Origin of the sequence: Microbacterium sp. zg-Y1090 (assembly GCF_030246945.1) — a bacterium.
Lineage (GTDB): Bacteria > Actinomycetota > Actinomycetes > Actinomycetales > Microbacteriaceae > Microbacterium > Microbacterium wangruii.
The window spans coordinates 1,252,296-1,266,876 of record NZ_CP126742.1 but is presented as its reverse complement, the minus strand read 5'-3'; the positions used below and the strand labels follow the sequence as shown (position 1 = coordinate 1,266,876).

The window sequence follows — 14,581 nt, the reverse complement described above, 5'->3', positions numbered from 1 at the left end:
TCGGGCTCAGAGCCCGCCGGGGAAGAAGGTCATGAGACCGATGACGGCAGCCGACACACCGAGGAAGGCACCGATCATCCACCACGCGCTCACCTGATGACCCTCAGGGGTCCGGCGGCGGAACAGGACGTCGGGGCGTCGAGCGGGGTCGGTCGAGATGATCACGGGCATCTGCCCGGTCTTCGGGCCGTTCACCTGAGTGCTCATGTGTGGATCCCCTCGGAACTCGGAAGCGATGATGTGCATCGCCGTCGACACCGATCCCCATTGTGCCAGAGGCAACGCTGGGAGAAGGGTCACAGACCCATCACGTCTGCCCTCGGGGTCAGAGCCACTTCGATGTGAGGTGCTCCGACGTGATGCGGCGGAGCGTCCCGGACGCGCCGCGCAGCACGACCGACTCGGTGTAGATGTGGTCGCCTTCCCTGCGCACACCAGCCACCAGCTCGCCGTTGGTGACGCCGGTCGCGACGAAGATCGTGTTCGTCCCGGTCACCAGGTCGTCGGCCTCGTACACCTCGCCGTCGACCTTGAGCCCGGCATCCAGACCCAGCTGCTTCTCGTCGTCGTCCCGCGGCCACAGCCGCCCCTGGATGTGACCGCCCAGCGCCTTGATCGCGCACGCGGTGACGATGCCCTCCGGGCTGCCGCCGATTCCCACGCACATGTCGGTGCGGGCGTTGTGGCGTGCGGCGTTGATCCCGCCGGCGACGTCGCCGTCGCTCATCAGCCGGGTGCCGGCGCCGGCCTCGCGGATCTCCTCGATGAGGCGGTCGTGACGGGGGCGGTGCAGCACCGACACGACGATCTCGTCGACGGGCTTGCCCAGCGCCTTCGCCAGCCGGCGGATGTTCTCCCCGATCGGCAGGCGGATGTCGACGACGCCCACCCCGGCCGGCCCGGTGACCAGCTTGTCCATGTAGAAGACGGTGGAGGCGTCGAGCATGGTGCCGTGCTCCGAGACCGCCAGCACCGACAGCGCGTTGTTGCGACCTGCGGCGGTGAGCGAGGTGCCGTCGATGGGGTCCACCGCGACATCGCACTGCGGCCCGCGACCGGTCCCGACACGCTCGCCGTTGAACAGCATGGGCGCGTTGTCCTTCTCGCCCTCGCCGATCACGATCGTGCCGTCGAAGTTGACGGTGGTCAGGAACGCGCGCATCGCGTCCACGGCCGCCCCGTCGGCGAGCTCCTTCTGCCCGCGGCCGATGAACGGCACCGACCGGATCGCTGCCGCTTCGGTCGCTCGCACGAGCTCCAGAGCGAGGTTGCGGTCGGGGTGCAGGGGACTCATATCCGCGGTCAGGCTCACCATGGGGCACAGCCTATGCCGCGCGGTGCCGACGCGCCCGGGTATGGCGCTGTCGGAGAGCGAAGGAAACGCGGTTCTTTCCGGCTCGTTATGTGCACGCGGCCGTTTGCCACGGCCGACCCCCGGGACCGAGTGGGCCCGCTTCGCTAGAGTGAAGCAGGATCAACCGCCGACTTTAGGAGCTGACATGCCCGTCGCAACCCCCGAGCAGTATGCCGAAATGCTGGACCGTGCGAAGGCCGGCGGATTCGCATACCCGGCGATCAACGCCGCCAGCTCGCAGTCCATCAACGCCGTGCTGCAGGGACTCACCGAAGCCGGCTCCGACGGCATCATCCAGGTCACCACGGGCGGCGCGGACTACTTCGCCGGCCACACCGTCAAGGGCCGCGCCACCGGTGCCATCGCCATGGCCAAGTTCGTCACCGAGGTCGCGAAGAACTACCCGATCACGGTCGCCCTGCACACCGACCACTGCCCCAAGCCCGCGCTGGACGACTTCCTGCTGCCGCTGATCGCCGCCTCCGAAGAAGAGGTCAGGGCCGGCCGCAACCCGATCTTCCAGTCCCACATGTGGGATGGCTCCGCGGTGCCGCTCGCCGAGAACATCGAGATCGCCCAGACGCTGCTCCCCCGCATGAAGGCCATCAGCGCCATCCTCGAGGTCGAGATCGGCGTCGTCGGCGGCGAGGAGGACGGCGTCAAGCACGAGGGCACCAACGACGCGCTGTACACGACGACCAACGACGTCGCCCAGGTGGTCGAGGCACTCGGTCTCGGCGACCAGGGCCGCTGGATCGCCGCGCTCACCTTCGGCAACGTGCACGGCGTCTACAAGCCCGGCAACGTGAAGCTCAAGCCCGAACTCCTCGGCGAGATCCAGGAAGGCATCGCCGCGCGCTTCGGCACCGGCCAGAAGCCCCTCGACCTGGTGTTCCACGGTGGCAGCGGCTCGACGCCCGAGGAGATCGCCCTGGCCGTCGCCAACGGCGTCGTGAAGATGAACATCGACACCGACACGCAGTACGCCTTCACGCGTGCCGTCGCCGGGTACATGTTCCAGAACTACGACGGCGTGCTCAAGATCGACGGCGAGGTCGGCAACAAGAAGGCCTACGACCCCCGCGCCTGGGGCAAGGTCGCCGAGTCGGCGATGGCCACCCGCGTCGTCGAGGCGACCCAGCAGCTGGGTTCCTACGGCAAGTCGCTCGGCGCCTGACACCTTCGCAACGCGAGAACGCCCCGGCCCTGGTGGTCGGGGCGTTCTGCGTGCCGGCACGGAGCGCGTACATTCGAACGAATGTCCGAGGTTCGCGCGACAATGGTCGCATGGCAACGGACACGACGCGCAAGGCCCCGCAGGCGGAGGTCGACACCGCTGCGCTGCACGCACTCGTGACCGCACTCGGCGGCGTGCGATCGGCGATCGCCGGGTTCCGCGCTCTCGAGGCGTCGCTGCTCACCGCGGCCTTCGACCTCGCAGACGAGGCCGCCGGTTCACTTCCCCTCCGCGAGCGCGAGCGCGAGATGGCGCTGCGCACGGTCGCCGCCGAGATCGGTGCCGCCCTGCACGCCGGCGACCGCACCGTCCAGCGCCGCATCTCCGAGGCCTGGACTCTCACGCAGCGGTTCCCTGCCACCCATGCCGCCCTCGCCGACGGACGCATCGAGGCCGCTCACGCGTCCGCGATCGTGGATGCCGGGCAGGGCATCGGTGACGACGCCCAGCGGGCGGCCTTCGAGGCCTCGGCCGTAGCGCTCGCAGAAGCTGAGACCCCTGCCCGCCTGCGCGCGGTCCTCGGCACCCTCGCCGAGCAGGCGGAGCGCGGTGATCGAGAAGCGCGCCATCGTGCGGCACGTGCACGCCGCGCGGTGATCGTGCGCGACGTCGGCGACGGCATGGCTGAGTTGCTCGCCACGCTCCCCGCCGTCCTCGCCCACGGCATCCACGATCGCCTGACGACGATGGCGGGCGTCATCCGCCGCACGACCCACGATGCCGAGCGCGCCGCGGGTGCCACGGACGCCACGGACGCCACGGACGCCACGGACGCCACGGATGACGATCGCCGAACGATCGACCAGATCCGCGCCGACGTCCTCTGCGATCTGGCGCTCGGGGGCGGCCCGATCGCCTCCGGCGACGGCCTGGCTGCCATCCGCGCACAGGTGCAGGTGAGTGTGCCGGTGCTCACGCTCGCCGGCCGCACCGACGGAGGCGCGCGCCTGGCAGGTTCCGGCCCGATCGACGCGCAGACGGCGCGACGGCTCGCCGGCCACGCCGTCGGCTGGGACCGCGTGATGACTCACCCGGTGAGCGGTGTCGTCCTCGCCGTCGACCGCTACCGGCCGAGCGAAAACCTCCGCCGCGTGCTGCGCGTGCGTGACGAGCATTGCCGCTTCCCCGGCTGTCGCCAGCCCGCACGGCGGTGCGATATCGACCACACGCATGATGCGGCGCTCGGCGGCGCCACCAGCGCAGAGAATCTCGCCCACCTGTGCAGGCGACATCACTCGCTCAAGCACGCCTCCGCGTGGCGGGTGCGCCAGCGAGGCGGTGGCGTGCTCGAGTGGACGAGTCCGACCGGGCGGAGCTACGTGGACACGCCGGTCACGGCGGTGCGGTTCGCACCGACCTGCGATCCGCCGCCGTTCTGATGTCGGTGCGCGGCGCTGTCACGCCACACGGGCGGCGAGCGGTCGGATCAGCCTGAGACGGTGCGCTGCAGCGCTTCCCAAGCGGCCGGGTCGTTCATGATGGGGATCACCATCAGCGTGCCCGAGACGAAGTTGAACAGGATGCCGCCGACGAGCGGAATCCACCACGTCAGTCGCCGAGCCGCCAGGCTCCGCCACGACAGCCAGGCCGTGAGCACCCAGCCTCCGGCGAGAGCCGTTGCCGCGGCCACACCCCAGCCGCGCCCGGATTCGGGGTCGGCCAACTGCGCGTCGACGCCGAGGGTCTGGAACATCGTCTGCGCGAAGGCGCCCACGTCGAGCATCTGCGGCGCCGCCACCAGCACGGTCACGAGCCCGTATGCCAGCAGCGCCAGTGTGATGACCCGGTCGGCCATGCGGGTCGGCCGTGCCACCGCTGACGTCGCGGGCTCCGCGGGGAACGGCGCAGAGCCTCCCCGCGGCTGCGACGCGTCGTGCATCCCGGCCTGCGGCGCCACGCCCGACGACAGCGCGTCGGTGGCATCCGGTTGCGCGATGCGCGCCCGCTGCTCCTCCGGGGTGGCGTACTCGCCATACTGCGGCCGCGGGCGCGGATCGATGTCGCTCACGGGCGACCCCGCCCGCCGAGTGCACGGTCGTCCCGCTTGCCGGAGGCGTCGTGACGCAGCTCCTTCGGCAGGGAGAACAGCAGGTCCTCCTCCGCCGTGCGCACTTCCTCGACGTCGCGGTAGCCGGCACCGGCCAGATCCTCGAGCACCTCGGTGACGAGCACCTCGGGCACCGATGCACCGCTGGTCACGCCGACCGTCTCGACGCCGTCGAGCCACTGCTGCTTGATCTCGTGGGCGTAGTCCACGCGGTAGGCGGCCTTCGCGCCGTACTCCAGCGCCACCTCCACCAGCCGCACGCTGTTCGACGAGTTGGCCGAGCCGACGACGATCACGAGGTCCGCTCCCACGGCGACCTTCTTGATGGCCACCTGACGGTTCTGGGTCGCGTAGCAGATGTCGTCCGACGGCGGATCCTGCAGCTGCGGGAAGCGCTCACGCAGACGGCGCACGGTCTCCATCGTCTCGTCGACCGACAGCGTCGTCTGCGACAGCCACACGACCTTGGACGGGTCGCGCACCTCGACGAGGTCCGCGTCGGCGGGCGAGTTGACCACCGTCACGTGTTCGGGCGCCTCACCGGCGGTCCCCTCGACCTCTTCGTGGCCATCGTGCCCGATCAGCAGGATCTCGAAGTCGTCGCGGGCGAACCGCACCGCTTCGCGGTGCACCTTGGTCACCAGCGGGCACGTCGCGTCGATGGCCTGCAGACCGCGGTCCGCTGCCTGCGAGACCACGGCGGGCGACACACCGTGCGCACTGAAGACCACGTGCGCGCCCTCCGGCACCTCGTCCACCTCGTCGACGAAGATCGCGCCCTTCGCCTCGAGCTCGGTGACGACGTGGATGTTGTGGACGATCTGCTTGCGCACGTACACCGGCGAGCCGAACCGCTCCAGCGCCTTCTCCACAGCGATGACAGCCCGGTCCACCCCTGCGCAGTATCCACGGGGCGCAGCGAGGAGCACCCGCTTGTGTCCAGCCACCGGCATATCCTGGAGGTGGCCGCGCCGCCCCGGTACGCGGGGCACGGGCAGTCGAACGGCTGAAGTGCTCACAGCTCGATTCTATGAGTCGGCGGCTGTGTGAAGGCCGGTCGCCGCGAGGGAGACGCAGATGACGACGTTCCAACCCGCGCCGGGGCAGACGCCGCCGGCCGATGCCGTGCATCCTTCCGCGTCCTCTCCCGAGACCCCGACCTCGGTCTCCCGGTTGAACGAGACCATCCGCGACTTCGTGCAGAAGTGGGGCGCGGTGTGGGTCGAGGGCGAGATCACGTCGTGGAACGTCCGCGGCGGCAACGTCTTCGGGCGCCTCAAGGATCTCTCCTCCGACGCATCCATCTCGTTCCGGCTGTGGTCGTCGACCCGCAACAGGGTGCCGGCCGACCTCAAGTCCGGCGATCACGTCGTCGCGTGCGTCAAGAGCGAGTTCTACGTCAAGACCGGCGACTTCAGCTTCATCGTCTCGGCGATGAAGCACGTCGGTCTCGGCGAGCAGCTCGAGAAGCTCGAGCGGCTGCGGGCCCAGCTGCGCGCCGAAGGCCTCTTCGACGCGTCCCGCAAGAAGCCGCTGCCGTTCCTGCCGCATCGCATCGGGCTCATCACCGGCGAACGCAGCGATGCGGAGAAGGACGTGCACCGCAACGCCGAGCTGCGGTGGCCGGCGGTCAGCTTCCGCACGGTGCACGTCGCGGTGCAGGGCGACAGATGCGTCCCCGAGACGATCGCCGCGCTGAACATGCTCGACGCCGACCCGGATGTCGACGTCATCGTCATCGCGCGCGGCGGCGGCGACCCGCAGACACTGCTGGGGTTCAGCGACGAGAAGCTGCTGCGGGCCGTGGCCGCGGCATCCACCCCCGTCGTGAGCGCGATCGGCCACGAGAACGACCACCCGCTGCTCGACGACGTCGCCGACCTGCGCGCCTCCACACCCACCGACGCCGCCAAGCGCGTCGTCCCCGACGTCTCGGAGCAGCGCGCGCTGGTGCGGCAGTTGCGCTCCCGCGCCGGCACGCGCCTGACCCAGCGCATCTCCCACGACATCGCGCAGCTGCAGCAGCTGCGCTCCCGCCCCGTGCTGCGCGCGCCGGAGACGATGATCGAGTCGCGCGCGCAGGACCTGTGGTTCCAGCTCTCCCGGGGCCGCGAGATCATGGCTCGCCGAACGGATGCCGCGGCGCGCACCACCGCCGAGCTGCGCGCGTCGCTGCGCGCCCTCTCCCCCGCAGCGACCCTCGCCCGCGGCTACGCCATCGCCCACCTCGACGCCGGCGTCATCGTGCGCGACGCGGCGCAGGCGCCCGACGGCACCGAGGTGACCGTGACGGTGGGTCGCGGGTCCTTCACCGCCAGGTCCACCGGGGAAGTCGACGAATCCCCCACGGCAGGGCTCCCGGAAGGCGCGAACTAGGATGGACGACATGACCGAAGCCAGCGACGACGCCCCCGACGTCGCCGCACTCTCGTTCGAGCAGGCGCGCGACGAACTCGTGCGCGTCGTGGCCGAGCTGGAGCAGGGCGCACCCACCCTCGAGCAGTCGCTCGAGCTGTGGATGCGCGGTGAGGCCCTCGCGGCGCACTGCGAGCAGTGGCTCCTCGGTGCCAAGCGCCGCCTCGACGCCGTGCGCGCGGACGCCCAGGGTTCCGGGGACGCGTGATGGCAGCCCGCATCGTCGCCGAACTCGGTCGTCCCGAGACTCCCGAGGAGACCGCCGCACGCAAAGCGGAGTCCTCCCGCGTGCACCGCGCGAGCCGCAACACCCGCAACCTCCTCGCCGCGCTGCTGGTGACCCTCGCCGTCGTGGCGGTCATCATCTTCGGCGTGCCGCGCGGCGAGCTTCCCGCGCCCGAGCCGATCGACGTGGCCGCCGTGGCCGCCGACACCTCCGCAGCCCTGGAGCGCACCGTGATCGTCCCCGAGGTCCCCGACGACTGGGCCGTCAACCGCGCATCGGTCGACGGCGACGGGTCCGTGCGCGCCTGGACCGTCGTCTACGCCCCCGAGCGCGGCTTCGTCAACGTCGCTCAGGGCTTCGACGCCGACGCGGCATGGCCGACCCGGGTACTCTCCGGCAGCGGCTCCACCGGCACCACGACGCTCGACGGCATCGAGTGGAGCGTGTACGAGGTCTCCGACCCCGCCACCGCGGGCAACATCTCCTATGCCCTCAGCACCCCCGCCGGCACCGACACGATCCTCGTGTACGGCGCCACCGACGCAGCCACCGCCACCGCGGTGGCCGAAGCCCTTTCCGACGATGTGCGCGCGCTGCGCGCGGAGGACTCATGACCGCTCCCGCCTTCCGCCCGACGCCGCAGCAAGCCTGGGACGAGATGCGCAGGGGCAACGCCCGCTTCGTCGCAGGCGAGCCGCGGCATCCGCGCCAGGACGTCGAGCGCCGGCACGAGACCGCCGGATCCCAGTTCCCCACCGCGGCGCTGTTCGGCTGCTCCGATTCCCGCCTGGCTGCCGAGATCATCTTCGACGAGGGTCTGGGCGACCTGTTCGTCATCCGCAACGCCGGACAGGTGATCTCCGAATCGGTCGTCGGAAGCATCGAGTACGCCGTCGCCGTGCTGGAGGTGCCGCTCGTCGTCGTACTCGGCCATGACGCGTGCGGCGCGGTGCGTGCGGCCATCGAATCCACCTCCGTCGATGCGCCGGCGCTGCCGGTGCACGTGTGGCGCCAGATCGCGCCGATCGTGCCGGCGGTGCGCCGCGTGCTGCGCCAGGGGGCCGCTGCCGGCGTCACCCCCGAGACGGTGGATGCCGATCATGTCGGCCGTGAGCACCTGCGCGAGACCATCGCCGCACTGCTGCAGTCCTCCGAACTCATCAGCGATGCCGTGGCCGAGGGTCGCGTGGCGATCGTCGGTGCCAACTATCGCCTCGCCGAGGGCACCGCCGTCGCCGACGTCATCGTCGGCGACGTCACCGACGCCTGATCCCCTTCCCATCCCCCATACCCCCGCAAACCCGCAAGGAAACGAGGACGTGACCGTCATGGCAGAGACCGAGTACCGCATCGAGCGCGACACGATGGGCGAGGTGCACGTGCCCAAGGATGCGCTGTACGCCGCGCAGACCCAGCGCGCCGTCGAGAACTTCCCCATCTCCGGCACCGGGCTCGAGTCGACCCAGATCGCCGCGCTGGCGCGCATCAAGAAGGCCGCGGCGCTCGCCAACAAGGAGCTCGGCACGCTCGACGCCGGCATCGCCGATGCCATCGCCGCCGCCGCGGACGACGTCGTCACCGGCCGCTTCGACGCCCACTTCCCGGTCGACACCTACCAGACCGGGTCGGGCACCAGCTCCAACATGAACATGAACGAGGTGCTCGCGACCCTCGCGACGCAGAAGCTCGGGGCCCCGGTGCACCCGAACGATCACGTCAACGCGTCGCAGTCCTCCAACGACGTCTTCCCCACCTCCGTGCACATCGCCGTCACCCAGGCGCTCATCGAGGACCTGATCCCCGCTCTCGAGCACCTCGCCACCGCGCTGGAGGTCAAGGCCGAGCTGTGGAAGGACGTCGTCAAGTCCGGCCGCACCCACCTGATGGATGCCACGCCCGTCACCCTCGGCCAGGAGTTCGGCGGCTACGCCCGCCAGATCCGCCTGGGTGTCGAGCGCGTGAAGGCCGTGCTCCCCCGCGTCGGAGAGGTGCCGCTGGGCGGCACCGCCGTCGGCACCGGCATCAACACCCCGCTGGGCTTCCCCCAGAAGGTGATCGCCCTGCTCGCCGCCGAGACGGGCCTGCCGATCACCGAGGCACTGGACCACTTCGAGGCGCAGGCCAACCGCGACGCGCTCGTCGAGGCTTCCGGCGCCCTGCGCACCATCGCGGTCTCGCTGACGAAGATCAACAACGACCTGCGCTGGATGGGCTCCGGCCCCAACACGGGACTCGGAGAACTCCACATCCCCGACCTGCAGCCCGGCTCGTCGATCATGCCAGGCAAGGTCAACCCCGTCGTCCCCGAGGCGACGCTCATGGTGTGCGCTCGCGTCATCGGAAACGACGCCACCGTGGCGTGGGCCGGGGCATCGGGGTCCTTCGAGCTGAACGTGGCGATCCCCGTCATGGGCACCGCGCTGCTGGAATCCATCCGACTGCTGTCCAACGCCATGCGCGTGCTGGCCGACAAGACGGTCGACGGACTCGAGGCCAACGTGCAGCGAGCGGCCGCGTTCGCCGGTATGTCGCCGTCGATCGTGACGCCCCTGAACAAGGTCATCGGCTACGAGGCCGCCGCCAAGATCGCCAAGCACGCCGTCGCCGAGGGCATCACGGTGCGCGAGGCCGTCATCGGCCTCGGGTACGTCGAGCGGGGCGAGATCACCGAGGAGCAGCTCGATGAGAAACTCGACCTGCTGTCGATGACCCGCCCGGGTTGATAATCAGAGGGTGAATCGCACCGCCCGGCAGGCGCCGACCCAACGACGCATCGTCGGCATCATCCTCGCCGTCGCGGCGGCCGGCTTCGTCATGGCCGGCGCCGTGACCGGGGTGGTGCTCGGCGCCGCCGGCGTGGAACTGTCGATCCTTTTCCCCGCTGCCGGGCTGTATCTGCTCGCGGCGCTGCTCGCCGTGTCCGCCCTCGCGGCGGCCTACTGGCTGGCGCTGCAGCCCACAGCCGCGACGCCGGTGCCGGCATCCCCGCCGGAAGGCGATCCGGCGGAGCGCTGGGAGGCGTCCTTCGAGGCGCAGCGGCGACTGCTGGACGACGTGCGGCACGAGCTGAAGACGCCCATCACCATCGTCCGGGGGCACCTCGAGATGATGGACATCGATGACGCAGCCGATGTCGCGGGCGTCCGTGACATCGGCATCGCGGAACTCGACCGCATGACCCGACTGGTCAACGACATCGACCTGCTCGCCGCGGTCGACGGAGACTCCTACTCGTTCTCCTTCGTCGACCTGGCCAGCCTCACCCAGCGGGTCGGCGAGCTCGTCTCGGTGATCCCCGGCCACCAGTGGAGCGTCGAGCACACCGCGTCCGGACGCATCCGCGCCGATCACGACCGACTGCTGCAGGCATGGCTGCAGCTTGCCGACAACGCTGCGAAGTACACCCCGGAAGGCACCCCGGTGGAGATCGGCAGTGCGCTGCACGCCGACGGTGCGCAGCTGTGGGTGCGCGACCACGGCCCCGGCATCCCGCCCGCCTTCCGGCACCGCATCTTCCGGCGATTCGACCGCGCTGCGGGCAAACGCACCGTGGGCGGATCGGGGCTGGGACTCGCCATCGTGGACACCATCGCGCGCGCCCACGGCGGCCACTGCACCGTCGCCGACACGCCCGGTGGCGGCGCGACGTTCACGATGGCCGTACCTTTGGGAACGGGGACCCCCGCGCCCACACCGGTGCGAGCCGGCGACGTGGTGCTTCAGAGAGAGGCGAGCGCATGACGCGCATCCTGGTCGTCGACGACGAACCGCACATCGCTGCGCTGGTCACGCGCGCACTCACGGCCGAGGGGCATGAGGTCGACGTGGCCGAGAACGGACCGGATGCGCTCACCCGCGCCGTCGCCGAGGACATCGACCTGGTGCTGCTGGACGTCGGCCTGCCCGGGATGGACGGCATCGAGGTGCTGCGCCGTCTGCGCGCCACCGGCTCCACGGTGCCGGTGATCATCCTCACCGCCCGCTCGGGAACCCGCGACACCGTCGACGGGCTGGATGCCGGCGCGAACGACTACGTCTCCAAGCCCTTCGTGGTGGCCGAGCTGCTCGCCCGCGTGCGCTCACGGCTGCGGGAGAGCGCCGCCGCCACCGGAGTGATCACGCACGGCGACGTCACGCTCGATGTGCTCGCCCGGCGCGCGACGATCGGGGACCGCGAGGTCGATCTGTCGGCGCGCGAGTTCGCCCTGGCGGAGCAGTTCCTGCGCCACGCCGGCGAGGTCCTCAGCCGCGAGACGCTGCTCAGCCGCGTCTGGGGCCTCGACTTCGATCCCGGCTCCAACGTGGTCGACGTGTACGTGCGTTACCTGCGGGCGAAGTTCGGTCCGCACCTGATCACCACCGTGCGCGGCTCCGGCTACCGCTGGGAGTGACCGCGCGCCCTCTCAGGGAAGCCGAGAACCCCCGGGCTTGAATGCTCCGGGGGTTCTCGTGGGGCGAAGCTGGGGGTCTTCGCGCTGCCGCTTAGGCGGTACACCTATGTTCACCCATGGGGCGGGGGATTGTTAGTGCTGGGCCATGAGATTGTTCTCATGGCCCAGCACTCAGCTCAGTTCCGCCGCCTCGAGCAGGTCGGTGACCAGCGCCGCGATCGCCGAACGCTCCGAACGCGTCAGCGTGACGTGACCGAACAGGCCGTGGCCCTTGAGGGTCTCGATCACCGAGGCGACGCCGTCGTGCCTGCCCACGCGCAGGTTGTCTCGCTGCCCGACGTCGTGGGTGAGCACGACCCGCGAGTTCTGACCCATGCGGCTGAGCACGGTCAGCAGGACGTTGCGCTCGAGCGACTGCGCCTCATCGACGATGACGAACGCGTCGTGCAGCGACCGCCCGCGGATGTGGGTGAGGGGCAGCACCTCCAGCATGCCCCGTGCGATGACCTCCTCGACGACGTTGCCCGAGACGATGGATCCCAGCGTGTCGAAGACCGCCTGACCCCACGGGTTCATCTTCTCCTGCGCGTCGCCGGGCAGGTAGCCGAGCTCCTGACCGCCCACGGCGAAGAGCGGCCGGAACACCACGATGCGCTTCTGCTGCTGGCGCTCGAGCACCGCCTCGAGGCCTGCGCACAGCGCCAGGGCGGACTTGCCGGTGCCGGCACGTCCGCCGAGCGACACGATCCCCACGTCCGGGTCCAGCAGCAGGTCGATGGCGATGCGCTGCTCGGCCGAGCGGCCGTGCAGCCCGAAGACCTCCCGGTCGCCGCGGACGAGCCGGTAGCCACCTTCGCCGGTGACCCGCCCCAGCGCCGAGCCCCGCTCGGAATGGATGATGAGCCCGGTGTTCACCGGCAGTCCCCGTACGGTGTCCGCCGAGCCCACCTCGCTCTCGTACAGGTCGCTCATGTCGTCGCCCGAGACGGCGACCTCCGCAATGCCGGTCCAGCCGGAGTCGATCGCCTGCTCGGCGAGGTATTCCTCGGCGGGGATGCCGAGCGAGGCGGCCTTGACCCGCATCGGCAGGTCCTTGGACACCACCGTGACCTCCTGCCCGTTCTGCGCCATGTGCATCGCGACGGCGAGGATGCGGGTGTCGTTGTCGCCCAGCCGCAGCCCCGCCGGCAGCACCGACGTGTCGGTGTGGGTCAGCTCGACCTGCAGGGTGCCGCCGGTGCCCACCGGCACCGGGAAGTCCAGGCGACCGTGCTCGACGCGCAGCTCGTCGAGGTGACGCAGCGCCTGGCGTGCGAAGTAGCCGATCTCCGGATCGTGCCGTTTGGCCTCCAACTCGGTGATGACGACGACGGGGATCACGACGGAATGCTCCGCGAAGCGGAAGAACGCGCGCGGATCGCTCAGCAGCACCGACGTGTCCAGCACATAGGTGCGCAGGTCCTGATCGGCACCGTCGTGCTGTGTGGTCGAATCCTGCTGCGCGGCTGGTGCTCGTGTGGTCACAACCCACTCCCGACCCGGGCTCTGCCCGGCAGTCACGAGTCGACCAGGGGGTCACGAGTCGCGATCCGAGGGCCGACCCGAACGGGCGCCTTACCCGTTGGCATCACGGTAGGACCACGACCCGACCGTCGCCCCTCGCGACACGCCCGGGCGATGTGACGCACAGATGACGTTCCGGTGTCGACGGGCAGTGAGGCGTCAGCGCATGCGGGTGCCGGCGAACTCCGTCAGCGCGTCTTCGAGCAGCCGCAGCGAGTCCTCGCCGGTTCCGGCGTGCGCGCCCATGCGCACGGCGCCCGATCGCAGCGACGCCGCGATGCCGTGGTTGGCGAGGGCGGCCGCCAGCGGCGCGATGTCGGCGGGATCGGGGGTCAGCGCGATGACCCCGGCGTGCCGGTGCGGCTCCAGCGGTGTCAGCACCGGCAGCCCGAACCGCTCGGCCAGCGCCGCGATCTCACGCACGCGGGCGCGCACCAGTTGGGCGATCTCCGACACGCCGGCGTCGCGGACGTCGCGCAGCGCGGTGGCCAGCCGAGCGGTGGCGAGGTGATCGGGCACCGAGACGGTGAACGCCTCCGCTCCCGAGGCGGCGGGCGGAACCGGGAACACGTCGAGGGCGCTCTCAGCGCCGGCGAACCCGGAGAGCACAGGGGTGAGCCGCTCCAGCGCTCTGTCCGAGAAGGCCGCGAAGCCGGTCCCCCGGCCTGCGCGCAGCCATTTGTAGCCGTTGCCGCACACGACGTCGGCGACGTCCCAATCCTCGTCGACGACGCCGAAGGCCTGGATGGCGTCGACGATCAGCAGCCGGTCGCCCACCACCTCGCGCAGCCCGGGCAGATCGGCGCGGTAGCCGGTGCGGTAATCGACGGCGCTGACGGCGACCGCCGCCACATCCTCGGCGTCGGCGAGCGCCTCACGCACCGCCTCCGGGGTGACCATGCCCTCGGCCGCATGCAGCCAGTGGGGCCGCGCGCGCCCGACCTCGCCGGCGCGCTGCGCGGCGACGGTCAGGCTGGGGAACTCGCGCGCCGAGACCAGGATGCCGCCGCCCAGCCCGTACACGGCCTGCATCAGCCCGTGCGTGGTCGACGGCTGCAGAGTCACGTGCTCGACGGTGGTCGACAGCAGGTCCGCCAGCAGCTCCCGCGCCTCGCCCGCACGCCCGGCGACGAGGTCGATGCCCGAGTTGCGCCCGGAGGCCAGCAGCTCGGCGTCGGCGTGCGACTCGGCACGCACCGACGGCGACAGCGGCCCGAACTTCGCCCAATCGAGGTAGCCCGGCTCCGCGTCGAAGGAATCCAGATAATCCTGCAACCCGGTCACAGGTCCATTGTCTCACGCAGGCGCCGCGGGCTTCGGTCGCGAGCGACGCGGGCTTCGCCGCGAG

At 70.7% G+C, this 14,581-nt stretch carries 15 protein-coding genes; 9 read left to right on the top strand and 6 right to left on the bottom strand.

All coding sequences use genetic code 11. The features are described 5' to 3' along the window. Nucleotides 1–6 precede the first annotated feature (6 nt). Together QNO26_RS05940 and glpX are read right to left on the bottom strand one after the other, a co-directional pair. The gene (locus QNO26_RS05940; RefSeq protein WP_257531450.1) at nucleotides 7–207 is read right to left on the bottom strand and encodes a UDP-N-acetylmuramyl pentapeptide phosphotransferase; all 201 of its coding nucleotides are present in this window, start codon (nucleotides 205–207) and stop codon (nucleotides 7–9) included. Between the two features lie 118 nt (nucleotides 208–325). Further along, nucleotides 326–1,315: a class II fructose-bisphosphatase gene (glpX, locus tag QNO26_RS05935; protein ID WP_257531451.1), complete on the bottom strand. Its 990-nt coding sequence runs from the start codon at nucleotides 1,313–1,315 to the stop codon at nucleotides 326–328. 184 nt (nucleotides 1,316–1,499) lie between these two features. Here glpX and fbaA point away from each other — a divergent pair, with 184 nt between their 5' ends. Both fbaA and QNO26_RS05925 read left to right on the top strand, forming a co-directional pair. Further along, complete coding sequence (fbaA, locus tag QNO26_RS05930; protein ID WP_257531453.1) at nucleotides 1,500–2,531, top strand: class II fructose-bisphosphate aldolase; 1,032 nt, start codon at nucleotides 1,500–1,502, stop codon at nucleotides 2,529–2,531. Nucleotides 2,532–2,641: 110 nt separating this feature from the next. After that, nucleotides 2,642–3,970, top strand: a complete 1,329-nt coding sequence (locus QNO26_RS05925) for an HNH endonuclease signature motif containing protein (protein ID WP_257531455.1) — start codon at nucleotides 2,642–2,644, stop codon at nucleotides 3,968–3,970. 47 nt (nucleotides 3,971–4,017) lie between these two features. On the opposite strand, the gene QNO26_RS05920 is transcribed toward QNO26_RS05925, so the two are convergent. Together QNO26_RS05920 and QNO26_RS05915 are read right to left on the bottom strand one after the other, a co-directional pair. Further along, the gene (locus QNO26_RS05920) at nucleotides 4,018–4,599 is read right to left on the bottom strand and encodes a DUF6264 family protein (protein ID WP_257531457.1); all 582 of its coding nucleotides are present in this window, start codon (nucleotides 4,597–4,599) and stop codon (nucleotides 4,018–4,020) included. Then, nucleotides 4,596–5,591, bottom strand: coding sequence for a 4-hydroxy-3-methylbut-2-enyl diphosphate reductase (locus QNO26_RS05915; protein WP_257531758.1), 996 nt, complete (start codon nucleotides 5,589–5,591; stop codon nucleotides 4,596–4,598). The genes QNO26_RS05920 and QNO26_RS05915 overlap by 4 nt, the downstream gene beginning before the upstream one ends. A 124-nt stretch (nucleotides 5,592–5,715) precedes the next feature. On the opposite strand from QNO26_RS05915, the gene xseA reads away from it, so the two are divergent. Genes xseA through QNO26_RS05880 form a run of 7 tightly spaced genes read left to right on the top strand, consistent with a single transcriptional unit; the run spans nucleotide 5,716 to nucleotide 11,670 of the window. Beyond that, nucleotides 5,716–7,014, top strand: coding sequence for an exodeoxyribonuclease VII large subunit (xseA, locus tag QNO26_RS05910; protein ID WP_257531459.1), 1,299 nt, complete (start codon nucleotides 5,716–5,718; stop codon nucleotides 7,012–7,014). 10 nt (nucleotides 7,015–7,024) lie between these two features. Continuing rightward, entirely contained in the window at nucleotides 7,025–7,261 is a 237-nt protein-coding gene (locus tag QNO26_RS05905) for an exodeoxyribonuclease VII small subunit (RefSeq protein ID WP_374679361.1), read from the top strand. Further along, a complete protein-coding gene (locus QNO26_RS05900) occupies nucleotides 7,261–7,893 on the top strand; it encodes a DUF4245 domain-containing protein (RefSeq protein WP_257638294.1) in 633 nt (210 codons plus the stop codon). The genes QNO26_RS05905 and QNO26_RS05900 overlap by 1 nt, the downstream gene beginning before the upstream one ends. Then, the gene (locus QNO26_RS05895) at nucleotides 7,890–8,549 is read left to right on the top strand and encodes a carbonic anhydrase (RefSeq protein WP_257531465.1); all 660 of its coding nucleotides are present in this window, start codon (nucleotides 7,890–7,892) and stop codon (nucleotides 8,547–8,549) included. Before QNO26_RS05900 ends, QNO26_RS05895 begins: the two co-directional genes overlap by 4 nt. Nucleotides 8,550–8,607: 58 nt before the next feature. Continuing rightward, complete coding sequence (locus QNO26_RS05890) at nucleotides 8,608–10,002, top strand: class II fumarate hydratase (protein ID WP_257638370.1); 1,395 nt, start codon at nucleotides 8,608–8,610, stop codon at nucleotides 10,000–10,002. A gap of 10 nt (nucleotides 10,003–10,012) precedes the next feature. Then, nucleotides 10,013–11,020, top strand: a complete 1,008-nt coding sequence (locus tag QNO26_RS05885) for a sensor histidine kinase (RefSeq protein ID WP_257638293.1) — start codon at nucleotides 10,013–10,015, stop codon at nucleotides 11,018–11,020. Further along, a complete protein-coding gene (locus tag QNO26_RS05880; RefSeq protein ID WP_257531469.1) occupies nucleotides 11,017–11,670 on the top strand; it encodes a response regulator transcription factor in 654 nt (217 codons plus the stop codon). The genes QNO26_RS05885 and QNO26_RS05880 overlap by 4 nt, the downstream gene beginning before the upstream one ends. Before the next feature lie 171 nt (nucleotides 11,671–11,841). Here QNO26_RS05880 and phoH2 read toward each other — a convergent pair whose 3' ends face one another. Beyond that, complete coding sequence (phoH2, locus tag QNO26_RS05875; protein ID WP_374679360.1) at nucleotides 11,842–13,194, bottom strand: RNA 5'-3' helicase PhoH2; 1,353 nt, start codon at nucleotides 13,192–13,194, stop codon at nucleotides 11,842–11,844. Between the two features lie 198 nt (nucleotides 13,195–13,392). Then, nucleotides 13,393–14,517, bottom strand: a complete 1,125-nt coding sequence (locus QNO26_RS05870) for an aminotransferase class V-fold PLP-dependent enzyme (RefSeq protein ID WP_257531471.1) — start codon at nucleotides 14,515–14,517, stop codon at nucleotides 13,393–13,395. Nucleotides 14,518–14,581: the final 64 nt, after the last annotated feature.

What these genes read in the sequence shown, in the direction of transcription:
- xseA (WP_257531459.1), top strand. Translation starts at nt 5,716, where the DNA reads ATGACGACGTTCCAACCCGCGCCGGGGCAGACGCCGCCGGCCGATGCC.
- QNO26_RS05940 (WP_257531450.1), bottom strand. Translation starts at nt 207, where the DNA reads ATGAGCACTCAGGTGAACGGCCCGAAGACCGGGCAGATGCCCGTGATC.
- QNO26_RS05890 (WP_257638370.1), top strand. Translation starts at nt 8,608, where the DNA reads ATGGCAGAGACCGAGTACCGCATCGAGCGCGACACGATGGGCGAGGTG.
- fbaA (WP_257531453.1), top strand. Translation starts at nt 1,500, where the DNA reads ATGCCCGTCGCAACCCCCGAGCAGTATGCCGAAATGCTGGACCGTGCG.
- glpX (WP_257531451.1), bottom strand. Translation starts at nt 1,315, where the DNA reads ATGGTGAGCCTGACCGCGGATATGAGTCCCCTGCACCCCGACCGCAAC.
- QNO26_RS05900 (WP_257638294.1), top strand. Translation starts at nt 7,261, where the DNA reads ATGGCAGCCCGCATCGTCGCCGAACTCGGTCGTCCCGAGACTCCCGAG.
- QNO26_RS05905 (WP_374679361.1), top strand. Translation starts at nt 7,025, where the DNA reads ATGACCGAAGCCAGCGACGACGCCCCCGACGTCGCCGCACTCTCGTTC.
- QNO26_RS05880 (WP_257531469.1), top strand. Translation starts at nt 11,017, where the DNA reads ATGACGCGCATCCTGGTCGTCGACGACGAACCGCACATCGCTGCGCTG.
- QNO26_RS05915 (WP_257531758.1), bottom strand. Translation starts at nt 5,591, where the DNA reads ATGCCGGTGGCTGGACACAAGCGGGTGCTCCTCGCTGCGCCCCGTGGA.
- QNO26_RS05925 (WP_257531455.1), top strand. Translation starts at nt 2,642, where the DNA reads ATGGCAACGGACACGACGCGCAAGGCCCCGCAGGCGGAGGTCGACACC.
- QNO26_RS05895 (WP_257531465.1), top strand. Translation starts at nt 7,890, where the DNA reads ATGACCGCTCCCGCCTTCCGCCCGACGCCGCAGCAAGCCTGGGACGAG.